The organism is Endozoicomonas sp. ALB115, from assembly GCF_049310245.1.
GTDB lineage: Bacteria > Pseudomonadota > Gammaproteobacteria > Pseudomonadales > Endozoicomonadaceae > Endozoicomonas.
Map to the genome: position 1 here is coordinate 1 of NZ_JBLYZG010000003.1, position 25,010 is coordinate 25,010.

General features: G+C 50.1%; 20 protein-coding genes. 7 read left to right on the top strand and 13 right to left on the bottom strand.

Annotated features, from left to right (window positions below):
• Positions 1-75 precede the first annotated feature (75 nt).
• Entirely contained in the window at positions 76-555 is a 480-nt protein-coding gene (locus tag ACO6VE_RS01980; protein WP_422459442.1) for a hypothetical protein, read from the bottom strand.
• A 410-nt stretch (positions 556-965) separates the two neighbouring features.
• Here ACO6VE_RS01980 and ACO6VE_RS01985 point away from each other — a divergent pair, with 410 nt between their 5' ends.
• Positions 966-1,223 carry a hypothetical protein gene (locus ACO6VE_RS01985; protein ID WP_422459444.1) on the top strand — a complete coding sequence of 86 codons (258 nt, stop codon included), beginning with the start codon at positions 966-968 and terminating at the stop codon, positions 1,221-1,223.
• A 285-nt stretch (positions 1,224-1,508) separates the two neighbouring features.
• Positions 1,509-1,649: a hypothetical protein gene (locus ACO6VE_RS01990; protein WP_422459446.1), complete on the top strand. Its 141-nt coding sequence runs from the start codon at positions 1,509-1,511 to the stop codon at positions 1,647-1,649.
• 141 nt (positions 1,650-1,790) lie between these two features.
• On the opposite strand, the gene ACO6VE_RS01995 is transcribed toward ACO6VE_RS01990, so the two are convergent.
• The 3 genes from ACO6VE_RS01995 to ACO6VE_RS02005 form a co-directional block, all read right to left on the bottom strand.
• Positions 1,791-5,465: a DUF1601 domain-containing protein gene (locus tag ACO6VE_RS01995; protein WP_422459448.1), complete on the bottom strand. Its 3,675-nt coding sequence runs from the start codon at positions 5,463-5,465 to the stop codon at positions 1,791-1,793.
• A gap of 123 nt (positions 5,466-5,588) precedes the next feature.
• Entirely contained in the window at positions 5,589-6,941 is a 1,353-nt protein-coding gene (locus ACO6VE_RS02000) for an ankyrin repeat domain-containing protein (protein WP_422459450.1), read from the bottom strand.
• A gap of 239 nt (positions 6,942-7,180) precedes the next feature.
• On the bottom strand, positions 7,181-9,130 hold the full coding sequence (locus ACO6VE_RS02005; protein WP_422459452.1) for a hypothetical protein: 1,950 nt from the start codon (positions 9,128-9,130) through the stop codon (positions 7,181-7,183).
• Between the two features lie 343 nt (positions 9,131-9,473).
• Between ACO6VE_RS02005 and ACO6VE_RS02010 the strand changes: the two genes are divergently transcribed.
• Positions 9,474-12,227: an ankyrin repeat domain-containing protein gene (locus ACO6VE_RS02010; RefSeq protein ID WP_422459454.1), complete on the top strand. Its 2,754-nt coding sequence runs from the start codon at positions 9,474-9,476 to the stop codon at positions 12,225-12,227.
• Here the strand turns inward: ACO6VE_RS02010 and ACO6VE_RS02015 are convergent.
• The 6 genes from ACO6VE_RS02015 to ACO6VE_RS02040 form a co-directional block, all read right to left on the bottom strand.
• Positions 12,162-12,485 carry a type II toxin-antitoxin system PemK/MazF family toxin gene (locus ACO6VE_RS02015; RefSeq protein ID WP_422459456.1) on the bottom strand — a complete coding sequence of 108 codons (324 nt, stop codon included), beginning with the start codon at positions 12,483-12,485 and terminating at the stop codon, positions 12,162-12,164. The genes ACO6VE_RS02010 and ACO6VE_RS02015 overlap by 66 nt on opposite strands.
• Entirely contained in the window at positions 12,482-12,712 is a 231-nt protein-coding gene (locus ACO6VE_RS02020) for an antitoxin MazE family protein (RefSeq protein WP_209275231.1), read from the bottom strand. The genes ACO6VE_RS02015 and ACO6VE_RS02020 overlap by 4 nt, the downstream gene beginning before the upstream one ends.
• 75 nt (positions 12,713-12,787) lie before the next feature.
• A complete protein-coding gene (locus ACO6VE_RS02025) occupies positions 12,788-13,165 on the bottom strand; it encodes a gamma-butyrobetaine hydroxylase-like domain-containing protein (protein ID WP_422459458.1) in 378 nt (125 codons plus the stop codon).
• Positions 13,166-13,241: 76 nt separating this feature from the next.
• A complete protein-coding gene (hslU, locus tag ACO6VE_RS02030) occupies positions 13,242-14,582 on the bottom strand; it encodes an HslU--HslV peptidase ATPase subunit (RefSeq protein WP_422459460.1) in 1,341 nt (446 codons plus the stop codon).
• Between the two features lie 28 nt (positions 14,583-14,610).
• On the bottom strand, positions 14,611-15,153 hold the full coding sequence (gene hslV, locus ACO6VE_RS02035; RefSeq protein ID WP_422446439.1) for an ATP-dependent protease subunit HslV: 543 nt from the start codon (positions 15,151-15,153) through the stop codon (positions 14,611-14,613).
• Between the two features lie 104 nt (positions 15,154-15,257).
• Entirely contained in the window at positions 15,258-15,851 is a 594-nt protein-coding gene (locus tag ACO6VE_RS02040; protein ID WP_422446441.1) for an SPOR domain-containing protein, read from the bottom strand.
• Between the two features lie 193 nt (positions 15,852-16,044).
• Here ACO6VE_RS02040 and argS point away from each other — a divergent pair, with 193 nt between their 5' ends.
• Positions 16,045-17,787, top strand: a complete 1,743-nt coding sequence (gene argS, locus ACO6VE_RS02045; protein WP_422459462.1) for an arginine--tRNA ligase — start codon at positions 16,045-16,047, stop codon at positions 17,785-17,787.
• 144 nt (positions 17,788-17,931) lie between these two features.
• Positions 17,932-18,528, top strand: a complete 597-nt coding sequence (locus ACO6VE_RS02050; protein WP_422446445.1) for a hypothetical protein — start codon at positions 17,932-17,934, stop codon at positions 18,526-18,528.
• Between the two features lie 65 nt (positions 18,529-18,593).
• Here the strand turns inward: ACO6VE_RS02050 and dtd are convergent, their stop codons facing one another.
• Both dtd and pip read right to left on the bottom strand, forming a co-directional pair.
• Entirely contained in the window at positions 18,594-19,031 is a 438-nt protein-coding gene (gene dtd / locus ACO6VE_RS02055; RefSeq protein WP_422446447.1) for a D-aminoacyl-tRNA deacylase, read from the bottom strand.
• 38 nt (positions 19,032-19,069) lie between these two features.
• Entirely contained in the window at positions 19,070-20,023 is a 954-nt protein-coding gene (gene pip / locus ACO6VE_RS02060) for a prolyl aminopeptidase (RefSeq protein ID WP_422446449.1), read from the bottom strand.
• A gap of 283 nt (positions 20,024-20,306) precedes the next feature.
• Between pip and ACO6VE_RS02065 the strand changes: the two genes are divergently transcribed.
• Positions 20,307-21,332 carry a hypothetical protein gene (locus tag ACO6VE_RS02065; RefSeq protein ID WP_422459464.1) on the top strand — a complete coding sequence of 342 codons (1,026 nt, stop codon included), beginning with the start codon at positions 20,307-20,309 and terminating at the stop codon, positions 21,330-21,332.
• A gap of 55 nt (positions 21,333-21,387) precedes the next feature.
• On the opposite strand, the gene typA is transcribed toward ACO6VE_RS02065, so the two are convergent.
• On the bottom strand, positions 21,388-23,205 hold the full coding sequence (typA, locus tag ACO6VE_RS02070) for a translational GTPase TypA (RefSeq protein WP_422446452.1): 1,818 nt from the start codon (positions 23,203-23,205) through the stop codon (positions 21,388-21,390).
• A 348-nt stretch (positions 23,206-23,553) separates the two neighbouring features.
• Here typA and ACO6VE_RS02075 point away from each other — a divergent pair, with 348 nt between their 5' ends.
• On the top strand, positions 23,554-24,807 hold the full coding sequence (locus tag ACO6VE_RS02075; RefSeq protein WP_422459466.1) for a hypothetical protein: 1,254 nt from the start codon (positions 23,554-23,556) through the stop codon (positions 24,805-24,807).
• The last annotated feature ends 203 nt before the right edge of the window (positions 24,808-25,010 follow it).

Consider the following 25,010-nt stretch of genomic DNA (forward strand, 5'->3'; position numbering starts at 1 on the left):
GAAAGTTGAGGGTTCTCTTGTGTTTTCAGAAATTATGAGTATGTCAGTTTTCTGGTTGTGGCAGCTGACGTGTATTCATCGGGAGTAGCTGATGGAAGCGTGATGTGGGGATATATCTGCACCGGAGGGAAAATCAACTTTCTTGCCTTCAGTATCTTTAGAATCTTTTCTGAAAAAATCCTTAAAACCTGTGAGTCTTTCGAATAATTCATCGGGTTTTTCAGGTGGCTTTAAACGCTTCTTTTTGGATTGGTCAAAAATACCGCTGGTGTTTGCAGGTAATGCATGGGGTAACTTCAGGTGGCAGACGGCCTCATCAGATGAAATAGCAGCAATGTTTTTACTTATAAGGTCGCGATACTCCCTGGCATAATCAGTTGCCGCCCCAGCTGCTTGAGACAAATGAATGGGAGCCCGAGCGGGGGATATACCTACGCTAAAGGGACCAAAATTGGCTTGCCCGCTTGCAATATCTTGCCCGCTCTCAGTAGGTTGAGGACCTGTACTGAAACAATTAGTAGGATCAGCGCAGAGGCTGATATTATTGAAATCCATTACAACTATCCTGAAAATTAATCGTTATTCTAAAAACCATGACTCTGCATGACGATGCCAGGAGTGTGACATAGCTGGTAGCACACCCAACTTTATTGCGTCCATATCTGCCTTTCCTTATCAGTATTTACGTTGTTAAGGTTATCTGATATCAGATTCTGTATGAAATTCTGAATCATAGATATTTCCACTGATAGTTAGAGCACTAAAGTTCTTAATAGTTTCCCTCTTTTATAAATTTTCATTAAGAGATTACACAGATAAAAAAGGACAGCTCTCAAGAGAACTGGCCTTTCTGTAACATTAGCTGTTAAATCATAGGTTTAGCCACCAAAATCATCCAGCAGGATGTTTTCAGGCTCTACGCCCTATTTCATAAACTGCCCCGAATCTCGCGCACGACCACATGGATGGAGGAAATAGAGCAATCCTGTGAACTTGATACCCGCAAACAACAGCAAGTGTATCAAGGCATGTCTGGTCAGGTGCTGAACTCTCCTTTTCCTGTTTACAATAGTCAATCATATATACACCAAAATGAAACAGGCATTCTTAAATCGTTGAGTGAATACAACATTGTATCTCTGGCAGACTTCAATGCAGAAAACTCTTTTGGAACGGATATTCCTGAGATACCAAAATCAGCTCTTGATAAATATGTGCCCTGAAATTCTGATGATGAAGTCATTAATAATGGGATATCATCAATATCAAATTTCCCCTTTGATCAGCAGGGATGCTTATCGGTTAGTGAGCCTGACCCAATACCTTTCAGGCATTTGTGTCCAGATGGTCAGTTAACTCATCCTCATGCCGTTCTGTTTAACCGACAGGATTTATCACCTGTTACTTTTGTTAACCCAATAAACCTGGACCAAACAAAAAGTGATACGCAAACGATCCCACGGAAAGAAGTTGCTGATAGTTTTCTTTTTAAGCACCAAAGAAAGCGAATGCAAGACGCCGAAAAAAGAAAAATGATAAATCAGCGAAAAAGGGAACGTTATAGAGAAATGATGAAAGATCCTGAAAAAAGAGAGTTGACAAAGCAACGCCAAAGGAACGAATGCAAGACCCCGAAAAAAGAAAACTGAAAAATCAGCGCCAAAAATGGCGGTTTAGAGAAATAATGAATGATCCCGAAAAAAGAAATCTGAGAAATCAGCGCCAAAGGGGGCGAAGGCATGACCTCAAAAAAAGAAAACTGAATGCCAAAGAGTATCCCAGGACAGAGATCACTGTGTTGTATCTGAAACGCGGGCACTCCTTCCCTGAAATAACCTGGTCTTTATTTGTTCAATACATCGCTTTATTGAACCTTGGTTCAAAAGCTGGTTAACCGGGATTTCAATGACCTCAAATCCTGCTTTTTGCAGCAGTGCGATTTTAAGCAGAGTCGAACCATCTCTGGTTTTGAAATCACCACCCACGTAATGTGACGGTCCCTGAACTTCAATCACAATGTTGTGATCTGGCAGTAGCAGGTCAACCGGAGGCAGTGAGTTCAGACTTTGTTCTTCTTCAATCTTCAAAGAGGGAATGCATGATTGCAGTTGATTGCGGACGATGATTTGAGGCTTTGAAATGATTATCTGGTAATGGGGGACCACCGGACACGCTCTCCCAAGCCAACTTGCGGCCATGGTAATGATGGATTGTTCCTCTTCATTGTCTGGAGGGGAGGTATTTTCCAGGCGAGTAAACAGGTCATCCATGTGCGTTTCAAGCACACTATTTTTATTGGCATTGCATTCCAGAGACAACCTGGCACAGCATACCATTACTCCCCAGAGAGACATTGATATCTCTTGATGAGAGAGCTGAGGGTGTTTACTGGTTCGGCAGACAAGGGATTCAAACGTGGATGTAACCACGTTCAACTCCACAAATTCCCCCAGTTTCGCCGTGGCCCACAGCAGATTGGCGAGACCCAGGGCATTAAATTGGTCTTTCTGTGCGTTCACCCGGGGCAACAGCGCGGCCACGGCCTCATTGAGCCCTGGTATCAGCTCCTGTCCATTATCCAACAGTTTCGCCATGGCCCACAGCAGGTTGGCTATGCCTTGGGAGTTAAATTGGTCTTTCTGTGTGTTCACATGGGGCAACAGTGCGGCCACGGCCTCGTTGAACTCCGGTGTCCGCTTATGCCCATTGTCCACCAGTTTCGCCATGGTCCACAGCAGGTTGGCGATATTTTGAGGAATAAATTGGTCATTCTGCGCGCTCACGAGGGGCAACAGTGCGGCCACGGCCTCGTTGAACTCCGGTGTCTGCTCCTGCCCGTTGTCTACCAGTTTCGCCATGGCCCACATCAGGTTGGCGATACCCTGGGCATTGAATTGGTCTTTCTGTGTGTTCACCCGGGGCAATAGCGCAGCCAAGGCCTCTTTGCGTTCTGGTGTCCGCTCCTGCCCGTTGTCCACCAGCTTCGCCAGGGCCCACAGCAGGTTGGTAATACTCTGGGCATTAAACTGGTCATTATGTGCGTTCACGGAGGGCAACAGCGTGGCTTCAGCCTCGTTGAGTTCTGGTGTCCGCTCCTGACCGATGTCCACCAGTTTCGCCATGGCCCACAGCAGGTTGGCGATACCCTGAGCACTAAATTGGCCTTTCTGTGCGCTCACGTAGGGCAAAAGCGCGGCCACGGCATCGTTGAGCCCTGGTGTCCGCTCCTGCCCGTTGTCCACCAGTTTCGCCATAGCCCACAGCAAGTTGGCAATTTCCTGCCGTGTAAAGTGAGCTTTCTGTGCGTTGATGGTGGGCAAAAGCGCGGCCACGGCATCGTTGAGCCCTGGTGTCCGCTCCTGCCCGTTGTCCACCAGTTTTGCCATGGCCCACAGCAGGTTGGCGATATGCTGAGGAATAAATTGGTCTTTCTGTGCGTTTACCAGGGGCAACAGCGCGGCCACGGCATCGTTGAGCCCTGGTGTCCGCTCCTGCCCGTCAGACACCAGTTTCGCCAGGGCCCACAGCAGGTTGGCAATCTGCTGAGGAGTCAATTGGTCTTTCTGTGCGTTCACGTGGGGCAGCAGCACGGCTACGGCCTCATTTAGCTCCGGTGTCTGTTCCTGCCCGTTGTTCACCAGCTTCGCCATGGCCCACAGCAGGTTGGCGATCTGCTGAGGAATAAATTGGTCTTTCTGTGCATTCACGCGGAGCAACAGCCCGGCCACGGCCTCCCTGATATCTGGTGTCTGCTTCTGCCCGTTGTCCACCAGCTTCGCCATGGCCCACAGCAGGTTGGCGATACCCTGTGGTTTAAAGTTGGCTTTCTGTGCGTTCACGAAGGGCAATAGCGCGGCCACAGCCTCGTTGAGTTCTGGTGTTCGCTTCTGTCCGTTGTCCACCAGTTTCGCCAGGGCCCACAGCAGGTTGGCAATTTCCTGTGATTTAAAGTTAGCTGTCTGTGCGTTCACGTTGGGCAACAGTGCGGCCAAAGCTTTGTTGAGTGCTGGTGTCAGCTCCTGCCCGTTTTCCACCAGTTTCGCCAGGGCCCACACCAGGTTGGCGATACCCTGGGCATTGAATTGGTCTTTCTGTGTGTTCACGTGGGGCAATAGCGCGGCCACGGCCTCTTTGAGCCTTGGTGCCCGCTTCTGACCGTTGTTCACCAGTTTCGCCATGGACCACAGCAGGTTGGCGATATCCTGCGCATTAAATTGGTCTTTCTGTACCTTCACGCAGGGCAACAGCGCAGCCACGGCCCCTTTGAGCTCTGGTGTCTGCTCCTGTCCGTTGTCCACCAGTTTTGCCATGGACCACAGCAGGTTGGCGATACCCTGTGGCTTAAAGTTAGCTTTCTGTGCCGTCACGCAGGGCAACAGCGCGGCCACGGCCTCTTTGAGCCTTGGTGCTTGCTCCTGCCCGTTTTCCACCAGTTTCGCCATGGTCCACAGCAGGCTGGAAATTTCCTGTGGTTTGAAGTTAGCTGTCTGTGCGTTCACGAGGGGCAACAGCGCGGCAACGACCCGTTTGATCTCTGATGCCCACTCCTGCCCGTTGTTCTCCAGTTTCACCATGGCCCACAGCAGGTTGGCGATACCCTGAGGTTTAAAGTTAGCTTCCTCTGTCACGTGGGGCAGCAGCGCGGCCACGGCCTCTTTAAACTCTGGTGTTCGCTTCAGCCCGTTGTCCAGCAGTTTCACCATCGCCCACAGTATGTTGGCGATATTCTGAGGAATAAATTGGTCATTCTGTGCGCTCACGTGGGGCAACAGCGCGGTAACAGCCTGTTTGAGCTCTGGTGTCAGCTCCTGCCCATTGTCCACCAGTTTCGCCATGGCCCACACCAGGTTGGCGATTCCACGGGCATCAATATCCCTGGCTTCAGGTTTTTGGTTGCACTTGAATATTACTACATCAAGTAGCGCTGACAATAAGACAGCTTGAGTACGTTTAAAACGCTCATCCATGGGTTTATGAGGGGTAAAAACACCTGCTGAGGTCAATGAATGAAATGTTGTCGTCAGGCTCAGCCAATTCCAGCTCCGCGTTACTGTAAAATTTTGCAGCAGACGTATCAGCTGGCTTTGTTCATCCCGATTTAAAGGTCTTTTAACAACTGACGTGTATTTTTTAATTGAACTGGCGTATCGACCATGATTTCTCCCGTCATAACGATGACCGAAATGATCAGATTTACTCACCAGATCAGCCATTATTTCCTGTTTGATGAGGGCATTAAAATCTTGAGCAGGGTTTACCGAACGGCACTGTAGATGTTGAGAAGAGCGTACACCAGAAGAATGGCAAAATTCATTACCCCCCGTGCGGGGGGGATTATTCCATTGTCTGACTGTGGCATGTCTATATCGCCCATGCCTTGAAGAAGCGGCATGGCCATCCGGTCGGTTGTAATCATTGTTTGATCTTGCACATTTACCACTGATACCACCAGAACTTCTATCCATAATTATATTTCATTAATTCATGAAAATATAAAAAGCAGACTGTTGTGCGGTTCATAAGTTCATTTTGCTGAAGTGTTTATCAGCTACCCTGGCAACGGTCCTGCCACATAGGCAGGTGTCGAATCAGCGTTTTTTTCTTTTTTTCCCAGGCTTGGGACCAAGCGGGTCTGGCAAAAGATCATATTCTTTTTTCAGGTATTCTTGCAGCTGAGTCCGGTGATGATCCTTCGCCCGATTTATCAGGGGAATGTAGTCACCACGGGTTCGGATGTAACCGCCCTCCTGGAGCAATTCCTGAACCAGTTTGATGCTTCCGCCCATGGCAGCTGCCGAGATGAGGGTTTCATGCTTTGTGCTGTTTTTTTCAAAGGTTGCCCCTGCACGGCGCAAGTCATTGACCAACTCGTAGTGACCGGCCGAGGCCGCTGCCCAGATCGGGGTAAGGCTGCCGACACTGTTGGCATTCACATCCGCACCCAGTTCGAGCAAGTACTTGACCAGATTGCGGTCACCGGCCAGGGCCGCAGCAAGAATCGGGGTCCCATAGCCGGTACTGTTGGCATTCAGATCCGCACCCTGTTCGAGCAAGTACTTAACCAGCTCATGGTCTCCAGCTCGGGCCGCAACCCAGATCGGAGTATCGTATCCTGAACTGAATGCATTGACGTTAGCACCCTTTGCAACCAGAAAACTCACAATATCAGGGTGGCCTTTTTTGGCCGCAATCCAGATCGGGGTGTTACGGCCTGTTTTGCAACCGTCAAGGTCAGCACCGTTCTCAACCAGTAATGCCACTATATCAAGGTGTTTCGAACTGGCTGCCAGGTAAAGGGGAATGTTAAAGCTTTTCATAGAGCCGTTGACGTTTACACCGTGTTCAATAAAGTACTTCACTACGTCAATGTGCCCCCCAACGATGGCTGCATCGATCGGGGTGTCGCAGTTTATGCAGATATCTTCACTGACGCCTGCCTGATGCAGGTAACTTACAACGTCAACATGGCCATATTTGGCTGCTTCCATGATCGGTGATGCAAAAAGCTTGTCGGTCCTTGCGCCTTTCTCATGGAGGTAGCGCACCAGCTCAAGATGACCCTCCCCGGCTGCTGCGGCAATGGGACATTCATGTACCTTCCAGTTCATATTGATATCCGCGCCCTGATCAAGCAATGCTTCCACGGCCTCCTTGTTGCCAGTTCGGGCCGCCTCAACCAGTTGCTTGCTCAGCTTTTTCTGTTGCTCGCTCAACGCTTTGGAGGTGGTCAGGGTGGACGACATCATGGGCTCGACAATTTTTTCCGGTACGATCATCTTTCTTGTTTTTTTACCCGTTGCGGGCTGGCTGGAATGTTCAACCGGGTGTGGTGTTTCGCGTTTTGCTGCCGTTTTTTTGCGTTTGTTTTTTTTGTCATTGGCTTGAGCAGGTGCCGGAGATGAAGAGCTGGCAGCAGTAGTGTGTTCACCTCTGATATTCATGGTCTTGAAACCTCTGTTTGTATTTACTTACACAAGACAATCAAATTTTGTTTTTTATCCCGGTCAAGCAAAAAAAAGCCTGTCGCTCGGCAGATCCCAAGGATTTATTGAAGAGTGATCTTTGTTAAGACATAGCTCATGGAGGTAACCCTAATCATAAATCTTGAATCGCTTCAAAAGATAAAACCAAGCCAGTTTCGGCTTCCCTTGTTTTGCGTTAAGAACAAAGACCCCAGCTTTCATTTTGCCTTACTTCTTGAAGACCAGGCTACATAGGGTTTACCGGGTTCGTAATATTTACCTTTTTCCCAAACTCCATCCCATACCTTATAGACCTTGGGCAGCTGGTATTTCATTTCCTCATAATTACTGAACAACTTCAGAAAACGTTCCAGTTCCTCTGTCTTGTAAGTGCGCAAAAGATGGGCTATTGATCTTCCACTTTCAACGGATTCAGCGATGTGCTCTGGTAATGGTTTGTCAGGATGGACTGACAGATGCTCAGGAAAGTAAGCCAGTGTCGCTTGATCATCCAAATATTGCAGTGCCTGATAGAGATGTCCTGTTTCCAGTCCTCTCTCGGATTGAGCCAGTATCCGGGACAACTCAGAAGCAGCAAGACTGAGTTCATTTGCCGATACCCTGAAGTCTACTTTGGTTTTTTTGCCAATATGACTTAGCTCATCCGGTGACAATCCCATGGTAAGACCAATCAAATACCAGTTGTGGCTCAATGGCAAACACCTCAAAAAATCCAGCGTCAGCGGTTTCGAACCGGTCATCTCCGGGTCTGTGCCATCATTGTGCACATCCTGCCAGAAGAGCGGTTTGAGGACGGGAGGCTTTTCAGGACTGGAGACGCAAAACCAGGGATAACGTTTTATTTTTCCAGCGATCAAATCCTCTAATCTCTCAACACAGTTGCTGGACTTAACAGCTTGCGACGAAGCATACGCAACATGTTCCGAAGTAAGTTGGGGCAGACAACGGAATGCTGCATGCAGTAATTTTGTGATATACAGGTAGCCGGGTTCTTTTTTACAAATTCTATAGAGAATTTTCTGGATTATGTGCAGCGGCAACCCAAGTGCACGACCGAAAGATTCAGCATCCACTCCTATCATTCCAAGATCATAGGCATAATGGTGAATCTGATTTCTCAAACTCAAACTGTGTTGTTCAGAAAAATTAAAACGAGGTGGAAACCCTTTCAGGGATTCAATTAACTGGTGTGCAGTATTGATGGCCATAATTTCAGGATTGCTCAATATTTTTACCAGCTCATTTACGGTCATTCGCCCCTCTTTGGTATCCAGAATTTTTTTCAGTAGCAGGGGGGTTGACAGACACTTGTCAACAATAATGGAGCGTTGTCGCAAATCCTTATCCTTCATCAGTTCCGGGTATCCAGCGCAATAAGCCACGGTTGCGGTCGGGACAGAGCGGAGGTATTCATCACCAATGAAGATTTTGTGCAACTTGAAAAAATCCAGTTCATGATTCAGTGCAGCATTGTCGTCAACAGCCCGGACACCGGCAGGCCATTCACCGCAGAACTGTCTTTGATCAACGGCAATACCAAAGATGTCACAGTACCGTGCAACCAGATCGGGCCTTGAGATCCCCCCCAGCATGGTCAGCAATTTGCCATGGGGTATGGTAAGTTTTTCCCGGGCCAGTCCATGCTGCTGTGAATACCAGGACAAATAATCAAATTTTTGTGTTGAGTGCTCAAGGTTGTGTTGTATATTTTTTTTATTGATTTCCGCTATGGGTAAGCCCAGATATATAGCAAACAGAAGGTGATGACAGGGTGTTAGTTCCTGCTTGATTTGCGGCGGCAACTGAGACCAGGAAACAAGATCATCAAGGTGTGGTTCAGGTAATGAGGCAGGTTCAGAAGTGGGTTTTACACTCCTTGCCAATATTGCCATATCTATTACGGTCGATGTCGACTCCGGTCTCATATCTATATCTATCACAGTTGATGCCAACTCCGGGGCTATATCTGTTACGGTTGATCCCGACACCGGGGCTGGGTGGGTAGCTTCGGCAAGAGTGACCGGCTTTCCGTTAAAAGCAAACTCAGGATCTTTAGTGGTTACATCCTTTTTTGGTTGATGAACTTGTGCGAGACAGCCGGGCTTATCAAGTTGGGGAGGCCGTTGATTATTGGTTAAATTGATCATCTTTCAGCTCCTCTGACAGTAATGTTTTAACGTTGCTTTGCTCTGCCCCGGCTAATGGATGGACAGATAAAGACTGATGCAATCAGCAGGCATGAAAACTGGTGGGCAATTGAAGTCTAATAACCAGAACCAGCTGAACAACCATGAATTAAGACAAAAAAAGTGACAAACCGTTCATTAATTGCTCACAGCTCCGGACTTGAAGGTCTCCCTTATCCGGCTCTTCCTATCCAACCGCTGACACAGCCCGGTCTTTCCCTGGCGATAATCCCTGCAAGCCAAAATATCTCTGCTACGCTTCTCTTGCCTTCCCATGGTCATCCACCATTAGTCAGGAGATCTGATGAATACTGCTATTTCGCCAGCCCCTGCCGTCCCTTTCGTTTTAAATAATTCCTGCCCCGTGTGCCAGCAGACATTTGCTGATCAACAAGAAATCACCGTTGCCACTTGTCAGCATCGATATCATGAACAGTGCATCACTCCCTGGCTGAACAACTCTAAAGGGATTGCCCAGCGCAGTGTCGATGTTGTGCAGCAGGTACCTGGCCATGGCAGTGCAGCTGAACCACTGCTTGACCAGGCCGCTGTTCTCGATGCACCCCTGCAATGCTGTCGTTCCGGGGATATGGAGGCGTTGTCTGGCTGGCTGGATCGGGAGCCGATGCTGGCCCGTCAGAGCTTTTACTCAGCATTTTACGGCGGCCATGTCACGCTGCTGCACATTGCTGCCCAGACGGGCAATGAGGCGTGTGTACAGATGCTTGTTAACCATAATTCCAATGTCAATGCCGTCTCCTCTGCCGGCGTGACACCCCTGCACTTTGCCGCAGGATATGGCCACGAGCAGTGTGTCAAAACATTGATCAATAATGGTGCCAATATGAATATCCGGGACAGTATGGGCAGAAGCCCCCTGCACAGTGCTGCCCTGCATGGTCAAGTGACGTGTGTGGAGCGTTTTCTTGAATTCAGGGCGGCTGGCAATGAAATTGACCTGTTTGACACTACCCCCCTGCATCTCGCAGCTATGATGGGGCATGATGCCTGTGTGGCAGCCATACTCTTCACCGGGCGCAGAGAGAAGCACGGTGAGAGGAGTGAGAGGAGTTGGGTGAAGTATGAAGAGAATATAGATGCCACCTGTGATCACCATCATACGGCACTGCACCTTGCCGTTCTTAATGGTCATGGCAAGTGTGCACAAATCCTGCTCGATCATGGTGCCAATGTGAACGCCATTCTGGACAAGGGCAAGACACTCCTGCATGTTCTCACCCGCAGTGGCCCCATCGATTTCTTGCAAGTGCTCCTTGATCAAGGGCTGGATGTCAATGCCAAAGACGACAATGGGCAGACAGCCCTGCACATTGCCGCCCTTGGTGGCGGTGTGAATTTTATGGAACTGTTGCTCAATCGCAATGTCAGCCTGCTTGACGCCAGGGACAACGACGGCTCTACTCCCCTGCACCTGGCAGCCCTGGCTGGCAAGGCCCGGTGCGTGGAATTACTGCTGAACCGGCAGGCAAACGTCAACTGCCGCAACAACAGGAACCTGTCACCCCTGAGCAACGCTGCCCATCAAGGGTATCCAGAGTGTATAAAACTTTTACTGGCTCATGGTGCCGGGTTTCTTGAAGCCAGCACCATCCTTGGCTGGTCGCCACTGCACAGTGCCGCCGACCATGGACACGTTGAATGTGTGGAGCTTTTGCTTGGTGCCGGGCACAACGTCAATGCGGTCAACCGTGACGGTATAACCGCTCTGCACCGGGCCACCCAGACTCCCCAGCGGAATTCTGTGGACATCCTGATCAGGCATGGTGCCAATATCCATGCCCTCACAGAGGGCCACAATACCCCCCTCCATAATACGACCCTGTTCGACAGTGTGGAGTATCTGCAGACCTTGATCAGGCTGGGGGCTGATATCAATGCCAGGACTCTTTATGGCTTGACGCCTCTGCATATTGCTGCCCGGGAAGGGAGTGTGAAATGTATGAAAGTCTTGCTTGAGCATCAGGCGCTGATCATAAGCTCCCAACGCGGTGGGGGATGGACGCCCCAGCATTTTGCCAGCAAACATGGTCACAGCGAATGCCTTCGGTTGCTGTTGATGGACAAAAGGGCGAGCATTAATCCAAAGGATGGGATGGGCCATACCCCCCTGCACATCGCTGCCCAGTTTGGCAGGATTTCCTGTATGACTGTGCTGTTGAATCACAAAGACTCGGTGTATATCAATGCCAGGAGTAATAAGAAATTGAGCCCCTTGCATATAGCCGCACAGTTGGGCCAGTTGGAAAGTGTCGAGCTTCTTTTGGCTTACAAAGCGGATATCAACTTCAAGAATAAACGTGGCCAGACTCCCCTGCACCTGGCCACCATAAGCGATCAGAGGCATTGTGTGCAGGTTCTGGTCGACAACAATGCCGATATCACTACCCTGGATGACAACAACTACTCACCCCTATGCCACGCTGTCCGCCTTGGTTATACCGCATGCATGGAGCTGTTGCTTGATGCGATGGAAAAGACTGGAATTTCCCTCAGTCAGTTGCAGGGAGGGATATCTCTTTTGCATATCGCTGCCCAGTGTGGCCAGATCGACTGTGCCCAGATCCTGGTTAACAAAGGGATAGATGTTAATAACAGGTCGGCTGCAGGCTTTACGCCCCTGCACATGGCCATAAAGAAAGACAAGGTAGAAAGTGCACAATTCCTGCTCTGTAACGGGGCAAATATCCATGCGACCACCAGCACAGACGAGACGGTGCTGCATGTTGCGGTTAAGAGAAATGCCGTTGGGTCTTTGCCCGTCCTGATCGATAGCGGCGCTGATATCCATGCCAGGGATTGCCATGGCCAGACACCCCTGGAACTGGCCAGGAAGAAACAACGTAAGCAGCTGATCTTGATGCTCGAAAAGGCAGAACAATCCCTGGGCCGAAATCCTGACCATGATGAATGGCAATTGTCGTGCATTGCTGATTGCTCGCGCTCCCGGGAATCCGTTGTGGATGAAGTGCTTTCAGGCCATTCCCAACCACAAGGCCATCAGCCGGGTGATTTCTGTCAGTTCTTGTTGACTGAGTGAGCCGATGGTTTTGCCGATTCTGTCTGCTTTTATAGTGGTGATTTTATCAATCATCACTTGAGAGGTTTTGTTGAGCCCGTTTTCTTTACATTCAAACAGGGTGTAGCGGAATAGGGGCACATCCCTCAACTCTCCTGTGATTGGCAAAAGAGTGACCGAAGGGTGTTCTGGAAACAGGTTGGATTGGATGATTAAGGCTGGCCTGGGTTTGCCACAGTCTCCCTTGATTGAGACGGTAACGATGTCGCCGCGCTTCACGCCCAGCCCTCATCGTCGCTGGTTTGTTCAATCCAGTCCATGGTGTCGCGTTCCAGTTTATCGGACTTGAGCATGGCAGATTGTCGCTGACACTCCAGACCGAAGCCCTTGATCCGTGTATCAGGAACCCAGATCTGTAAAGGGCGCAAACCAGCCTGACGCAGTGTTTCTCTGTGACTTTCTACGCGTTCCCGGGTGGTTTTGGGCTGGTTCGTGTTGGTAGACATAACGCCTCCGTGGCTAAGTTTTCATAATGGTGATTATGTTACATGTAACGTAGCAGGCAGGGCATTAATGTCAAGTTACTGAAAAAGACGAACCACCGAAACGTCCGGATCACGGCTGGCACCGGCATCCCTCAGAGCCTGCAGATACTCATCCCACATCGTTTCTTTGTTATGACACAGCTCATGGAGGTAACCCCAGTCATAAATCCCACTGTTATGCCCATCATCAAACACCAGCTTGATGGCGTATTGGCCAACCATTTCCACGCCGGTGATGGCCACATTCAGTTTACCGGTCTGCAAAACAGGGTTGCCATGACCACGAACCTCGGCAGAAGGGCTTAATACCCGGAGAAACTCCGCTTCCAGCTGGAACGTGTCATGACCAAACTGAATCTCCAGGGTTTTGGAGCGTTTATGCAGTTTAATGGCGGAAGGAATTGGGGTAGTCATTTCGGGCGGGGGTTCCACTCATATAAAAGAGTAAGAGAGTGAAAGGAGTGACCAACTGACCACTCCCTATCCAACATCAGAGAATATAACGACTCAGGTCTTCATCCTGAACCAGTTCACCCAGGTGTTTATCAACATAAGCCGCATCAATCTTCAGTGGCGCGCCATCCTGGGCAGAGGCCAGATCTGCTGCACCAAAGGACACTTCTTCCAGCAGACGTTCCATCACTGTATGCAGACGGCGGGCACCGATATTCTCAGTACGCTCATTCACCTGCCAGGAAACCTCTGCCAGGCGGCGAATGGCATCCTCGGCAAACTCGATATTGAGAGACTCTGTGGCCATCAGCGCCTGGTATTGTTCCGTCAGAGATGCATCCGGCTCGGTCAGAATGCGCATAAAGTCTTCAGAAGAGAGCGCTTTCAGTTCAACACGGATGGGCAGACGTCCTTGCAGCTCCGGAATCAGATCAGAAGGCTTGGCCAGGTGGAACGCACCGGAGGCAATAAACAGAATGTGATCTGTCTTCACCATGCCGTATTTGGTAGAAACGGTACAACCTTCGATTAATGGCAGCAGGTCACGCTGCACACCTTCACGGGAGACATCGGCATTGGAAGCCGCGGAGCGCCTGGCCACTTTGTCAATTTCGTCAATAAAGACGATACCGTTCTGCTCAACAGCGTCAACCGCCTTGGTCTTGAGCTCGTCTTCATTAACCAGCTTGGCCGCTTCCTCTTCCTGAACCAGACGCATGGCATCCTTGACTTTCAGCTTCCGCTTTTTGGATTTGCCGGTATTCAGGTTCGAGAACATGTTCTGCAGCTGGCTGGTCATCTCTTCCATGCCCGGAGGAGCCATGATTTCAACACCCATGGCCGCTTCACGCACATCAATCTCAATCTCTTTATCGTCCAGGTCACCTTCACGGAGTTTTTTGCGGAACACCTGACGGGTTGAGTTGTCCTGAGGCTGAGACGACTCTTCACCAAAAGAACGGGGAGGCGGCAGCAGGGCATCCAGAATGCGCTCTTCAGCGGCATCCAGCGCACGGTGACGAACGCGCTCCATCTCCATCTCACGGAGCATTTTGATGGCAGCATCCATCAGGTCACGGACAATGGACTCGACATCGCGGCCCACATAACCCACTTCGGTAAACTTGGTGGCTTCCACCTTGATAAACGGTGCATTGGCCAGTTTGGCCAGACGCCGGGCAATCTCGGTTTTACCAACGCCGGTGGGGCCGATCATCAAAATATTTTTCGGGCTGATCTCGTTACGCAGATCTTCATTCAACTGCATTCTGCGCCAGCGGTTCCGAAGGGCAATCGCTACAGCGCGTTTGGCCTCGTCCTGGCCAATAATATGTTTGTCCAGCTCATGGACAATTTCACGGGGTGTCATATCTGACATATCAGAAACTCGTTAGATCGCTATTGTTTCAAGCTGCAGGAAGCTCTTCGATGACTTGGTTTGAGTTGGTGTAGACACAGATATCTGCGGCGATACCCAGACTCTTTTCAACGATATCCCGGGCACCCATTTCTGTGTTATGAAACAGTGCCTTGGCAGCTGCCTGGGCATAAAAACCACCGGAACCGATGGCCAGGATGCCATCTTCCGTCTCCATGACATCGCCATTACCGGTGATGATCAGGGAGGCCGTGGCATCAGCAACAATCAGCATGGCTTCCAGACGTTGCAGGGCCCGCTCGGTTCGCCACTCTTTGGCCAGCTCAACCGCTGATTTGGTCAGTCGTCCCTGGTGTTTTTCCAGCTGGGCTTCAAAACGCTCAAACAGGGTGAAGGCATCAGCGGTACCACCGGCAAACCCGGCAATCACTTTACCTTTATACAGTCGGCGTACTTTGTGGGCGTTGCCCTTGATTACGGCATCACCCAGCGAAACCTGGCCATCACCACCGATCACCACACTGCCGCCACGACGTACCGACAGAATAGTTGTGCCACGATACTGTTCCAAGGCTCGCTCCTTAATAAAAAACGGATAACAGGGCCTTATATGGGGCAGGGAAATAAATTATCAAGAGGGGCGGAAGAGAAAACCCGCCCGCAATGGTGCTTTTTCTATTTCAACTGTAACAAAAGACTATCAATGTTTTTGCTGGCCAGCACTTCCTGGGCATTGTGCAGTGAGGCCCGGTCGGCAAATGGTCCCAGCTGCACCCGATGCCAGGTTTCCCCTGTGCCAACACTGACTTTCTCGACTTTGGGACTCAAACCTTCCAGCAGCAATTGCACCCTGAGTCGCTCGGCATCCTTGTCGCTGCGGAAGGAACCGGCCTGCAGCAGATATTTTTTAGCGCTGGCGGCCGGTTTCTGATCCGGCTTACTCTCTGGTTTTCTGGCAGAGACTGGTTCCGGTTTCAGTTCCGGCTCCGCAATGGATACCGTCACTTCCGACTCAGGCAGCAGGGTATAAAAATCAAACACCGGCTGATTATCTTTTTTCTGTTCATCCCCGGACGATGACTGGACCTGCCCGGCGACGCTGCGCACATCTTTGGCAGAGGGCGTCAGCCCTGCCAGAAAAGCAGCAAACACACCAATAACCAGACCTGCCAGCAACCAGGCCCAGTTGGGCAGAGACACACCGGCAGATTTACCGGCATTGGTCGATTTACTGGCTCCCCGCCTGCTATTGTTTGATCTGGATGTCATATCTCTCAACTTATCTATTGTCAGGTCTGTGTTTGTCCGGCTGTTTATGAACACACCCGGATAAAGATACCATTATCTCCAGCCTTACTGGTATAAGTTCAAGCACAGCGATTGCTTCTATTGAGACACATGGCCTTTTTCGATAGCATTCCCGCCATTTAAATTCCAGCGAGTTTTAACCAAGGACTCATGCATGAATATTCTCAAGCTGCTTGAAGACAAAGTCATCAAAGCGCTTATTGCTGCGGGTGCTCCAGAGGGGACCCCGGCCATGGTTCGTCCCGGCGCACGGGCGAACTTTGGTGATTACCAGTGCAACGCCGTGATGGCTGCGGCCAAAAAAATGGGGATGAACCCACGGGAACTGGCACAAAAAGTGATCGACAATCTGGATCTTGATGGCATTGCCAGCAAGGTTGACATTGCCGGACCCGGTTTCATCAACATTCATCTCGCCCCCCAGTGGCTGGCCAGCAGTCTTCAGTCTGCCGTCCACGATCCCCGGGCTGGAGTTGCACAGACCGACAACAGGCAAACCGTGGTGGTTGATTACTCAGCGCCGAACGTTGCCAAAGAGATGCACGTTGGCCACCTGCGCTCCACCATTATCGGTGACTCAACCGCCAGAACCCTGGAGTTTCTCGGACACAAGGTAATCCGCCAGAACCACCTGGGGGACTGGGGTACGCAATTTGGCATGCTGATCGCCCACCTGGAAGAACTGGAGAAAGAGAACCAGGAAGCCATGAGCATGGAGCTTTCTGACCTGGAAACGTTCTATCGCGAAGCCAAGAAGCATTTTGATGACAACCCGGACTTCGCCACCCGCGCCAGAAGCTATGTGGTTCGCCTGCAGGCCGGCGACGAGTACTGCCTGAAACTGTGGAAAAAACTGGTGGATACCACCCTGTCACACAACCAGGATACCTACGACCGCCTGAATGTCTCACTGACCACTGCTGATGTGATGGGGGAAAGCGCCTATAACGACAGCCTGCCCGTGATCATTCAGCTGCTGGATGAACAGGGACTGTTGAGCGAAGACAGCGGTGCCAGGGTTGTCTTTCTGGATGAGTTCAAAAACAAGGATGGCGACCCAATGGGCGTCATCGTCGAGAAGTCCGGAGGTGGTTTCCTTTACACGACCACCGACCTGGCGGCGATCCGTCACCGCTGCCATACCCTGAACGCCGATCGCGTTCTCTATTACGTAGATGCACGCCAGGGACAGCATTTCGACCAGGTATTCACCATTGCCCGCAAGGCAGGATTTGCGTCTGACCACGCGTCACTGGAACACCACGCCTTTGGCATGATGCTGGGCAAAGATAGCAAACCGTTCAAGACCCGAGCCGGCACCACCATCAAGCTGGCAGACCTTCTGGACGAGGCGGAAGAACGCGCAGCCGCCCTGATTGCCAGCAAATCCGGCGACCTTTCAGAAGAGCAGAAGGTAAATGTGATCCGCTCTGTGGCCATTGGCTCGGTAAAATATGCGGACCTTTCCAAAAACCGGACCAGCGACTATGTTTTTGACTGGGATAACATGCTGGCCTTTGAGGGCAATACCGCACCTTACCTGCTCTATGCCTACACCCGGATCATGAGCATCTTCCGCAAGGCCGGTATCAGCGAGTCTGACCTCACTGGTGATATCCTGATTGAGAACGATGCTGAACGGGAGCTGGCCCTGCTGCTGTGCCGCTTCAGCGAAACCATTGAATCCGTTGCCAGAGAAGGCCTGCCACATCAGCTGTGCGCCTATCTGTACGACATCTCCGGTGCCTTTATGAAATTCTATGAAGCATGCCCGGTGAACAAGGAAGGCGTTTCTGAAGACCTGCGTAACAGCCGCCTGCAGATCTGCGCCCTGACCGCCAGAACCCTGAAGCTGGGTCTTGGCCTGCTGGGCATTGAAACCGTCGAGCAGATGTAATAATACCCGCCTGACACCCAATGTCAGGCCCTCTATCGCCTTATTTGCAATTATTTTGCCCAATTAGCCAACATTGGCGGAACTTTTCCGAAACCTCATAGTCTAGAACAATAGTTCAAAAGAATTTTAATAAGGAGGTTAACCATGATTGGTTCTGCCATACCAGGTGGAATAGCCCGATTAACCAAGAGGTTTATCAGTTATTCCGAGCCCGTGTCTCGACCTTTAGCCATGTTCGTAGCTGGACGTATTGGCGGAGGTATAACTGTACAGTTTGGCCCCAGGGCTGTTAAAGCTGTTGTCGACTATACAGTTACTGGCTATTTTGCAAAGCAGCTTTGCTGTCTAACAGCAAATGCGTTTTTTGGCCCATACTATTACCCTGCCGGCCAGGTGATATTTTCCGGCCTTGCAGCAGTAAGCCCGGGGCCTGTAGCGATTGCCGATAAAATTACTCCATACTTCTACCATCAGCGTTATCTGGCCGAGCTTGACAAAAGCGACTTTGACCCGACGCGATTGGAAGCTGAAGATGTGGAACTTGAAGGAGTGGAAGAGGGCTATGTAAATTACACCTACGAGCCACTCCCTGTTGATGAGTCTACTTACTGTTTCTTCAACAAGGAAGATGCTGAAGGCATGCCACCCTTGCTTCCCCTCAATGGCAAGCCTGAGTTTGAAATGGAGGTATTCAAAACGGTCGAAACAGATGCTGCCGAGGATGATAATGCTGCACTGTAGCCAAAATATGGATCATCAGCCTATTACCAGGCTTGATGATCCATTCCGTTTTTCGGTATTTGACGCTAAGACTCCAGCAGAAACGTCACCGGCCCATCATTGAGCAGAGAGACTTTCATATCTGCACCAAAGCGGCCGGTGGCAACATTGTGATGCAGAGCTTCAGCCCGCTCAACAAAGTAGTGATATAGCTTTTCTCCCTGCTCAGGAGAGGCCCCGGCGCTGAAACCCGGGCGCAATCCTTTACGGGTATCCGCAACCAGAGTGAACTGGGAAACAATAAGCAGGCCGCCCCTCACATCGCGCAAACCAAGGTTCATCCTGCCCTGATCATCACTGAAAATTCGATATTTCAACACTTTTTCCAGCAGTTTATCCGCCAGAGCCAGGTCATCTCCTTTTTCGACACCCAGCAACAGAAGAATGCCGGAACCGATTTCTCCGACCGTTTCCCCATCTACCACCACGCTGGCATGACTGACCCGCTGAATCAAACCTTTCATCGATGCATCTCGAGTTGTTTTTCCAATACGCTCTGCTTTTATGGAGCCAATCTTCGGGCAAAATCATCCGTTGCCCTAACCAGTGCATCCACAATACCCGGCTCACAGGAAGCGTGACCCGCATCCCGGATAATCTGCAAATCTGCCTGCGACCAGTGATCCACAAGCGCCTGCGCATTATCCAGCGGACAGATCATGTCATAACGCCCATGCACGATCACGCCGGGAATGGCTGATATCAGATTCATCTTCTCTATAATCTGATTCGGGTTAATGAAGGACTTATGTTTAAAGTAATGACACTCTATCCGCGAAAGAGATAAGGCCAGGTGTGGATCAGCAAAATGATCCACCAGTTCATGGTTGGGTCGCAGGGTTGCCGTATTACCCTCCCACAAAGACCAGTGCTTGGCAGCATTCATTCTGGCCAGTTCATCCTCGCCAAACAGCCGCTGATAGTAAGCTTCCAGAAGATCGCCTCGTTCACCTTCCGGTATCAGCTCAAGGAAGTGTGCCCAATGATCCGGAAATACTCTGCTGGCTCCCTCTTTATAAAGCCAGTCAAGATCCTGTTGCCGGGAAAGAAAAACTCCCCTGAGAACCAGTCCTGACACACGCTTCGGGTGCGCCTGGGCATACAGCAACGAAAGTGTTGAGCCCCAGGAGCCGCCAAATACCAGCCACCGCTCAACTCCCAGGTTTTCACGAATCAACTCCATGTCTTCAATCAGTGCAGTGGTATTATTGTGCTCCAGTTCAGCATGGGGTCTGGAGCGGCCACTCCCCCTCTGATCAAAAAGAATAATCCGATACTTTTCCGGATCAAAAAAACGGCGATCCTGCTCTGTACAACCGGCACCCGGTCCACCATGCACGAAAAGAACCGGTAGCCCATCCTGAGAACCACACTCTTCAATGTATATCTCATGAATATCATCAACTTGCAGGTGCCGGTTAGCGTAGGGTTTGATGGCAGGATACAGGGTGCGCATGGAAAATCCTTTCAGGAAAACACCAGAACAATGCTTAACCTTAACCTTAAACGGTTATTGCGGCAAAGGGCACGTCGTCACTTTTAAAAACATCACTTGAACTAATTCGGCGGCAACCTGTCTGAGACTTAGAACATAAACATCCTCTACTGATAACACCACGCCATTCAGCTACGTACACCGACCTCTCTGGAGAGGGTAATAAAACAGCAACAGCCCGAAGAATATGAAATACCAACCTGGAAAAGTAATTAAAACAATTGTGGTCTTTTTGATCATCCTAATGGCAATTCCCGCCAGAGCATCCCGGTACTTCTCTGATGATGATCAAATAATGATTCAGCAATGGGTAGCCAGGACGGGCTTTAAGATTTACTCAACCAATCCTGAAACCCAACAGAATGATCGCAGGCAATATACCCTGACGGCTTTACAAGCCCTGCATACCTGTCGACCCGAACAATTTTATCGCTATCTTTCACAACTGCTTATTTCGGCAGGCAGAACGGCAGATGGTGAGCTGCACCAACTGCTTCAGCCAGCATTGAATCTAAATAAAAAAGAGAAAAACGTCTTTGAAACGTTCATCCTTGAGCAGAGCAAAGATGACCTTGCGGCCTGGTTAAGCCATCACACGGAACTGGATAAGCATCTCGCCCGTGATGACGAACTCTATAACAACCTGTTTGAACTATTAACCAGAACCACCATTAGCAACACCAGGGTTTGCCCAGAAATGTTAATGCTGGAGAACTTCAAGGGGGTTAAGGAGAAGCGGCATGCGGTTTTGCAATGCATCGCCCTGTCAGCGAATCTGTATATTGTTGATATCGATATCAGCCACAACCGAATAGCCACCAGCAAAATACTGGGTACAGGGCCCGTCAGCACCGATCTGACGTCCTCGCCAGCAGTGGTTCTGGACAATAGTGAAGACCTGTTTGCAACCATTCCTGAACTCTACGACAACCCGCACATCAACCCGGTCATATTACTCACCTCACCGTTGGAATACGGTTTTCTGGTCTCTCACCGACTGAGCCAGAAAAGCAACAGGCCCCCGGTATCTCCCCTGACAACGGCCGACATTGAACAAATGCGACAGCGCTACAAGGCAGATAAAAACAAACGGGTTAAACATGAAAAGAAAAGACACTTTTTAGCGGAGGGAAAACGTAACCCTCACTTTCTGGAAGGCTGGATAGCATCACCGGGTTATACCTTTGTGGCATGCCTTGTTATTGCAGCAATTATAACTCAGCTAACGACCACGGTCCCATACCCCGGCAACCCCTGGTTAGGGCCATAAAAAAACCCCACACTAAGTGGGGCTTTGCATACAGTATTTCAGTTATTCGCCAGTATTACTTCGAACGACTTGCGCGCTTACGCTCATGTTCCTTCAGGAACTTTTTGCGAATACGGATGTAGTTGGGCGTCACCTCAACCAGCTCATCATCATCAATAAACTCCAGAGCCTGCTCCAGAGAGTGACGAACCGGTGGCGTCAGAATGATATTCTCATCGGTACCCGCGGCACGAACGTTAGTCAGCTGTTTGGCTTTGGTTGGGTTTACCGTCAAATCATTATCGCGACTGTGCAGACCGATAATCTGGCCTTCATAGACATCAACGTTAGGGTTAATGAACAGACGGCCACGCTCCTGCAAGCTGAACAACGCATAGGCCAACACCTTGCCATTCACCATGGAGATAAGAACACCGTTGTTGCGCTGGCCGACTTCCCCACCCTTGACTTCACCATAATGATCAAAAATGGAGGTCAGGATACCGCTGCCTGACGTTATGGTCAGGAACTGGGAACGGAAACCGATCAAGCCACGAGCCGGCATAATGAAGTCAAGACGCACACGTCCTTTACCATCCGGTACCATATCCTTCAGTTCAGCACGACGCAGGCCAAGCTCTTCCATGACTGGTCCCTGGTGCTGTTCTTCAATGTCCACCACCACGTGCTCAAAGGGCTCCTGCTTAACGCCGTCAATTTCCTTGACCACTACCTGTGGACGGGAAACCGCCAGCTCAAACCCTTCCCGACGCATGGTTTCAATCAGAACAGACAGGTGCAGTTCACCACGGCCAGACACCTTGAACTTATCCGCATCATCGCCCTGCTCAACACGCAACGCTACGTTGGAGATCAGTTCGCGATCAAGACGCTCACGGATATTACGGGAGGTAACGAATTTGCCATCCTGACCAGCAAACGGAGAGTCATTCACCTGGAAGGTCATGCTGACTGTTGGCTCATCAACCGTCAGCGGTGGCAGCATTTCCGGACGTTCAGGATCACAGATCGTGTCAGAAATGTTCAGCTTATCAATACCGGTAATACAGACAATGTCACCGGCACGGGCTTTGGCCACTTCAACACGCTCAAGCCCCAGATGCCCCATGACCTGCTGCACTTTGGCCTTACGCTGCTTGTTGTCACGATCCACCAGCACAATCTGCTGACCAGGCTTCAGTACACCACGGGTAATACGGCCAATACCGATAACACCAACATAGCTGTTGTAATCCAGGGCACTGATCTGCATCTGTAAAGGACCGTCAACATTGACCGGTGGCGCAGGCACACGCTCAGTAATCATCTCAAACAGCGGTGTCATATCTTCAGCCAGATTGTCCGGGTCATGACCGGCAACACCGTTCAGTGCGGAGGCGTAAATCACCGGGAAGTCCAGCTGCTCATCCGTAGCGCCCAGACGATCAAACAGATCAAATACCTGATCCATAACCCAGTCAGGGCGAGCACCCGGACGATCAACCTTGTTGATAACCACAATCGGTCTCAGGCCCTGCTCAAAGGCCTTCTGGGTAACAAAGCGGGTCTGTGGCATCGGACCATCAACGGCATCCACCAGCAGCAGAACCGAGTCAACCATGGAGAGCACCCGCTCAACTTCACCACCGAAGTCAGCGTGTCCCGGGGTATCAACGATATTGATATGGAAATCTTGCCACTCAATCGCGGTGTTCTTGGCCAGGATGGTAATACCACGCTCTTTTTCCTGGTCATTGGAGTCCATGATACGCTCAGCGCCCTGGTCCTTACGACCCAGAGTACCTGACTGCTGCAGCAGCTTATCCACCAGCGTAGTCTTGCCGTGGTCTACGTGGGCGATAATGGCAACGTTTCTTAACTTATTAATTTCCAAAACTTATTCCGCCTTTCAAAATCTTTAAATTTTTTTCGTACACATATTTGTACACACTTTTAAATCTGTCTGCTCCAGGAGGCCGAGCAACTAAAATGGCGGCAATCCTACCACTCCGCCACTCATACGCAAGTTTTATACACCCTTATATCTGCCCGCCTTACCGGCATTTAAGTGCACGGGTATACGTATATGACCAGATATAACCGAGTTACCACGTTGACATTGCGACGGAAACCAGCCGAAGGGATTTGCTAACGCTCAAAGCCATAAAGTCGTTGATCGTGAGATGCCTGATCCGTTTCCTATACTTCAGGAGATACCCAACAGCGCACATGGATGAAGCCAATGAGTAAGGTCGATGAGAGCACCCCAAGTCAGCCAGCCATCCCACCAAACAACAACAATCCTAAGAAGACTCAAAACACCAGTACAGGCCGAATTTCCCAAATAGCAGATGCTGAGCCAACAATTGGCAAAGCTGGACATGCATTATCCAATGAGCGGACAGATTTTGGTCTGGAGAAACGCCAAATCACCCTGTCTTCACCCCATAAGATCACTGACCTCAAACAGAATAAACAAGAGAAGGATCAGCTTATAATTCTCGAGGAGAAAATCCAGACCTCAACTAAAAAGCTCACCGACACGACCCACAATAGTTCAGAGCAGTGTCAGCAAATCAAGGCCCTCATCAACGCCTATATGGATGAACTCGAGATGCTGGACGATCCACCCTGCACGACCCGGCAACTGGCTTTGTTTCGAGACTACCTGCAAGAGCAATTGGTTCTCATGCCCAATGTCTACAAAGGCATTCTCCTCTCCAGCCCAAATACCAACAAGCGCTTTCTCAGTGAAATGGCGACCAAAATCAACGATAAGATTATTGCTACTATGCAGGCTCCAGACCATATTTTTGAGGATCTGGCCATACCGGCTGAGATTGAAAGAGAGGTGCGAATCCCCAGTGACAGTTGCCATGAAAGCGATATGCTCGCCATGAAAGCCGATTTAGATATACAAGGTCAACTTGTCATCCCCAACCAGATCGGTGTCGATTTGATCAGAAACACTGTACGTATTCACAACAACAATGGAGTCAACTTTGACAATAGTGCTCTATGCGCTGAATACCGCCATAAGATGGATCATAATGAGACGGATGCCGCCAACGAAGTTCGTCAGGCGTTAGAAGGCAAGATTATCAGTAGCCTTGATGGGCTACCGATCGAAACAAAGATGCAGATACTCAGCCACATCAACCAGACCGAGCTTAATCATATGCTCTACTGTCTCCAGGGTACTCTGTTTAACATGATGCCCGATTGGGGGCTGCTAACCCAACAAAACCCAGAGCTGGCTATCGATGTGATACGTAACGACAACAGCACTGACATCACCTACCGCATGAACGCTATTCCAACCCTTGCGGGGGGGGCAGGAACTACTGATGGAGAGCCTCTCAAATATGACAGTCAATCTCGCATCTCGCTCAGTCGTACTGCCACTATCGATAATGATGGCCATGTTGATTATGGAAAAATTGAGGTGCGGTTCTATCTCCATAAGGTGAAAGAGGAATCCAGTGCCAAGTCTTGAATCTTGCATGTGCTCCAAAAGGGAAACCAGCAAAAAGAAAGACCCTGGCTTTCCCACTTGAACTTCCCCGCCAGACTTTCGCAGGACTGAACTTAAACCTTTCAGCTCAAACAACTTCCATCAGGCAAACGCTCCAACCACTCCTGACCACTAATGGGCAACTAAACCGGGACAACACTTCGCAATCTCTTCCGGAAACTTCT

Excerpts from the sequence above, each read along its gene's own strand:
- ACO6VE_RS02040 (WP_422446441.1), bottom strand. The coding sequence starts at position 15,851 with ATGACATCCAGATCAAACAATAGCAGGCGGGGAGCCAGTAAATCGACC.
- ACO6VE_RS02020 (WP_209275231.1), bottom strand. The coding sequence starts at position 12,712 with ATGTCTACCAACACGAACCAGCCCAAAACCACCCGGGAACGCGTAGAA.
- ACO6VE_RS02005 (WP_422459452.1), bottom strand. The coding sequence starts at position 9,130 with ATGATCAATTTAACCAATAATCAACGGCCTCCCCAACTTGATAAGCCC.
- ACO6VE_RS02025 (WP_422459458.1), bottom strand. The coding sequence starts at position 13,165 with ATGACTACCCCAATTCCTTCCGCCATTAAACTGCATAAACGCTCCAAA.
- ACO6VE_RS02050 (WP_422446445.1), top strand. The coding sequence starts at position 17,932 with ATGATTGGTTCTGCCATACCAGGTGGAATAGCCCGATTAACCAAGAGG.
- ACO6VE_RS02000 (WP_422459450.1), bottom strand. The coding sequence starts at position 6,941 with ATGAATATCAGAGGTGAACACACTACTGCTGCCAGCTCTTCATCTCCG.
- argS (WP_422459462.1), top strand. The coding sequence starts at position 16,045 with ATGAATATTCTCAAGCTGCTTGAAGACAAAGTCATCAAAGCGCTTATT.
- ACO6VE_RS02065 (WP_422459464.1), top strand. The coding sequence starts at position 20,307 with ATGGCAATTCCCGCCAGAGCATCCCGGTACTTCTCTGATGATGATCAA.
- ACO6VE_RS01995 (WP_422459448.1), bottom strand. The coding sequence starts at position 5,465 with ATGGATAGAAGTTCTGGTGGTATCAGTGGTAAATGTGCAAGATCAAAC.
- hslU (WP_422459460.1), bottom strand. The coding sequence starts at position 14,582 with ATGTCAGATATGACACCCCGTGAAATTGTCCATGAGCTGGACAAACAT.
- ACO6VE_RS02075 (WP_422459466.1), top strand. The coding sequence starts at position 23,554 with ATGAGTAAGGTCGATGAGAGCACCCCAAGTCAGCCAGCCATCCCACCA.
- pip (WP_422446449.1), bottom strand. The coding sequence starts at position 20,023 with ATGCGCACCCTGTATCCTGCCATCAAACCCTACGCTAACCGGCACCTG.
- ACO6VE_RS01985 (WP_422459444.1), top strand. The coding sequence starts at position 966 with ATGGAGGAAATAGAGCAATCCTGTGAACTTGATACCCGCAAACAACAG.
- ACO6VE_RS01980 (WP_422459442.1), bottom strand. The coding sequence starts at position 555 with ATGGATTTCAATAATATCAGCCTCTGCGCTGATCCTACTAATTGTTTC.
- ACO6VE_RS01990 (WP_422459446.1), top strand. The coding sequence starts at position 1,509 with ATGCAAGACGCCGAAAAAAGAAAAATGATAAATCAGCGAAAAAGGGAA.
- dtd (WP_422446447.1), bottom strand. The coding sequence starts at position 19,031 with ATGAAAGGTTTGATTCAGCGGGTCAGTCATGCCAGCGTGGTGGTAGAT.
- ACO6VE_RS02010 (WP_422459454.1), top strand. The coding sequence starts at position 9,474 with ATGAATACTGCTATTTCGCCAGCCCCTGCCGTCCCTTTCGTTTTAAAT.